Origin of the sequence: Mesorhizobium sp. M1A.F.Ca.IN.020.06.1.1 (genome assembly GCF_004023265.1) — a bacterium.
In the GTDB taxonomy this organism is placed as follows: Bacteria; Pseudomonadota; Alphaproteobacteria; order Rhizobiales; family Rhizobiaceae; genus Mesorhizobium.
In genome coordinates this window covers 1-3,415 of record NZ_RZSR01000671.1, presented here as the reverse complement: position 1 = coordinate 3,415, position 3,415 = coordinate 1, and the positions used below count along the sequence as shown (strand labels likewise).

Annotated in this window: 4 protein-coding genes; 1 reads left to right on the top strand and 3 read right to left on the bottom strand. The window is 65.6% G+C overall.

The window, feature by feature from the left end; translation table 11 throughout:
• Positions 1–737, top strand: a 737-nt coding sequence (locus tag EOA60_RS24755) for a LysR substrate-binding domain-containing protein (protein ID WP_128312037.1), incomplete at its 5' end; no start/stop codon positions are given.
• 17 nt (positions 738–754) lie between these two features.
• Here the strand turns inward: EOA60_RS24755 and EOA60_RS24750 are convergent.
• The 3 genes from EOA60_RS24750 to EOA60_RS24740 all read right to left on the bottom strand — a co-directional run.
• A complete protein-coding gene (locus EOA60_RS24750; protein WP_095823977.1) occupies positions 755–1,357 on the bottom strand; it encodes a 2-hydroxychromene-2-carboxylate isomerase in 603 nt (200 codons plus the stop codon).
• Positions 1,358–1,444: 87 nt separating this feature from the next.
• Positions 1,445–1,810, bottom strand: coding sequence for a glyoxalase superfamily protein (locus tag EOA60_RS24745; protein ID WP_095823976.1), 366 nt, complete (start codon positions 1,808–1,810; stop codon positions 1,445–1,447).
• Between the two features lie 23 nt (positions 1,811–1,833).
• A partial coding sequence (locus EOA60_RS24740) for a TIGR02302 family protein (RefSeq protein WP_128312036.1) occupies positions 1,834–3,415 on the bottom strand: 1,582 nt, incomplete at its 5' end.

Here is a 3,415-nt window from a genome sequence, read left to right as displayed (position 1 = left end):
GCCTGTTCGAGCGCGGCTCTCGCGGGGTGGCGCTGACACGCCGCGGCGGCGAGCTCATCACCAACGCCCGCCGCATCGTCTCGCTGCTCGACGAGACGGCGGCATCGCTGGTCGCGCCGCCGCTCGGCGGGCTGGTGCGCATCGGCATTCCTGCCGAATACGGGCGGTCAATCTTGTCGCGGGCACTTGGCGAATTCGCCAAACGCCACCCGCGCGTGGAGGTCACGGTGCGTTACGCGCATTCCGACTCGCAGGTGAGGGCGCTTGCGGCCGGCGAACTCGACCTTGCGGTGGTGTTCGAGTGGGAAGGTCTTTCCGGCGGCGATGTGCTGATGCACGATCCCACGGTATGGGTGACGTCAACGCTGCATCACATGCATGAGGAACGGCCGGTGCCGATCGCGCTTTACAGCCGCAATGGCTGGTGTCGGGACTTCGCGATCAAGTCGCTGCAGCAGCGCGGCCTCGACTACCGCGTCGCCTACACCAGCGACACCAATGGCGGCCTGACGCTGGCGGTCACTTCTGGCCTGGCGATCGCACCGATCTCGCGCAGCAACATCCCGCCCGATTGCCGCGAACTGACCGCCGCCGACGGCTTCGGCGACATCGATTCCTCGAATGTGGTGCTTCACCGCAATCCGCTGGCGACGGGCGAAGCGATCGACGGGATGGAAAACGCGATCCGCGAGGCTTTCATGCTGACCAGGCAGGCACAGGCAACAGCCAGTCTTTGACGTACGAAACGGTCCGCTCAATCCGGCGGTCCGCTCTCCATCCGCTTGAGCCAGCGCATGGCATCCTCAAGGCGATCGTCGCCCCAGAACAGCTCGCCGTCGACGACGAAGCTCGGCGAGCCGAAGACGCCGAGCGCCTTGGCCTGCTCCGTCGCGGCCGCGAGCTCGGCCTTGGCGTCATCGCTGTCGGCCCGCCGAAGAACCGGCTCCGCTTTCTGTCCGGCCTTCTCGATGCTAGCCGAAATGTTTGGCTCGCTACCAGCCGGCTCACCCATTTCAAACCAGCGCCGGTACGTTTCCCGGGCATAGGCTTCGCACCAGCCCTCGCGCGCCGCGATGAGAGCCACGCGATTGGCGCGTTCGAGCTCGGCCAGCGGGTAGGGGGCCGGCAGTTTCGGCACCATCCTGTACATCGCCGCTCGGCGCTCGATGTCGCGCCACATATAAGCGGCCTTCGCCGGCTTCTTGGCAAAGGGAATGTTGTCCATCTCGATCATGATGGCGCGCACATTGAAGGGTAGCCAGCGGAACTCGATGCCGGTCTCAGCCGCAACCTCGGCGAGACGCATCACCGAAAGATAGGTGTAGGTGCTGCCGATGGAGAACCAGAAGTCGATCATCGCCAGTCTCCCTTGACGATGACGATACCGGCAGGCAGCGCGGCCTGCAATGCGTGTGGCGAGAGCGACCTGCGGCTGCCCGCTACCTCAGTCTCTTTCGAAAAAGGTCAGGCGATTGCCGAACGGATCGATCACCGTGACCTCCTTCGTCTGCCAAGGCGTCGTCTCGAGGCCCGGCCTGTTGAAGCGGTAGTTCTTGGCCTTGAACTCGCGATGCAGCTCAATGATGCCGTCCGTTTCGATGCGTATATTGGCACCGGGCGAGCCGTCGCCATGATGCTCGCTCAAATGCAGCTCGCAGCCGTCGCGGGCGACGCCCATATAGAGCGGCGCGTTGTCGTCGAAGCGATGCTCGAAGCGGACCTCGAAACCGAGGAAGCCGAGGTAGAACTCTCGCGCCTTGACGGTATCGAACATGCGCAGGATCGGGGTGACGGTTCCAAGCTTCGGCATGTCGGCGGTGACCGGTGTGGGCGCTATTTCAGTTCGAGCAGGCGTTCGAGGTAGCTGCGCTCGATGTCCGGGCTGAGCGCGTTGCCGAGGCGCTTGCGGATCGCTTCGAGGATCTGGCGGGCGCGCTGCACGTCGATCTCGTCGGGCACCTTGACGGAGTTGCCGTCGTCGGGGCCCTTTGTGGCGCGCGGCCGGCCAAGCGGGTCGCGGTCGGCGTCCTGCTGACGTCCGCCCTGTTCGCTGCCGCCCTGGTCGCCCTGCATGGCCTGCATCTGCTTCATCATCTCCTTGGCGCCGCGGCGCAGCGCCTCCAGCGCGCGGCCCTGGTGGCCGACCGCCTGGTCGCCTTCGCCTTCGCCCAGCGCCTGCTCGGCATCGCCCATGGATTTGCCGGCCTCGCCGAAGCCCTCATTGGGCTGCATGCCCATGCCTTCGAGGCCCTTCTTCAGCTTGTCGAGCTCGCTCTGCAACTGGCCCTGACCTTCCTGCAGCTGCTTCAGCGCATCCGCGAATTCCTGCGGCGTCATTTGCTTCGGCCGGCCGAGCGGGTCGCGGTCATCACCGGGCTTCTGCCCATCCTGCGACTGCTCGCCATCCTCGCCCAGCTGCTCGTCGCGATTTGCACCGCGCTGCCGATCGCCGCGCTGCATCTGATCGAGGCGGAAGGTATCGTTCATCATCTCCTGCTGGCGCCGCATGATCTCGCCCAGCTTGTCCATCTGCTGGCGCATCTCGCTGTCCTGCTCGCCGGCCTGCTGCTGGCGCCCGGCCTGCAGGTTGTTCATCATGTCCTGCAGTTCCGACAACAACTGCTGGGCCCGGTCTCGGTCGCCGGATTTGGCGAGATTCTCGATCTCGTCCATCATCCGGTTGATGTCGCTCTGGCGCAGTTCCCGACCGTTCTGCTGCATCTGCGGCGCGTTCGGGTTCTGCTGGGCGCGCTGGGCGAATTCCTGCAGGAACTGGTTCATCGCCTCGCGAAGTTCCTTCATCGCCTTTTCGAGCTCTTCGTCGCTGGCGCCGTTTTTGATGGCGTCCTGTAGCGCCTGCTGCGCCTGGCGCAGCCGACGCTCGGCGGCCGACAGATTGCCTTCCTCGATGCCGAGCGCGATCTCCCACAGATAAGCCACCTCGTTGCGCAGCTGGTCGTCGTTCTCGGCAAGCTTCAGCCGGCTCCTGGCGCTCATGATCGCGAGGTAATGCGACATGTTGTCGAAAGTATCCTCCGGGCGCAGGGTGATCGCGTCCATCAGGTCGAGCACGCGCGGCTTGGCGTTGGCGTCGAGCGCCAGCAGGCGGCGCTGCTCGATCACCGCGCGGGCCAGGGGATTGGAGAAGGGCCGCTCCGGCATCACCAGCGTCTTGGTCTCACTGGTGGCGGTATGGCCGGCATCGTCGGTGGCGGTGAGCGTCAGCTTGATGGTGCTGCCGGCCCAGACATGCTCGGTCAGATCCTTGGTCGTCTTAGCGGCGTTCGCCTTGCCGCCGCGGCGCGGCAGCGTCAGCGGCATGTCGGGCGGGCCATAGAGCGGATGCGCATTGGCCGCCGGCGGCTCAGACAGCTCCAAGACGGCCTTGGCGGAGGCCGCGCCGTAGTCGTCGTCG

What these genes read in the sequence shown, in the direction of transcription:
- EOA60_RS24745 (WP_095823976.1), bottom strand. Translation starts at nt 1,810, where the DNA reads ATGCCGAAGCTTGGAACCGTCACCCCGATCCTGCGCATGTTCGATACC.
- EOA60_RS24750 (WP_095823977.1), bottom strand. Translation starts at nt 1,357, where the DNA reads ATGATCGACTTCTGGTTCTCCATCGGCAGCACCTACACCTATCTTTCG.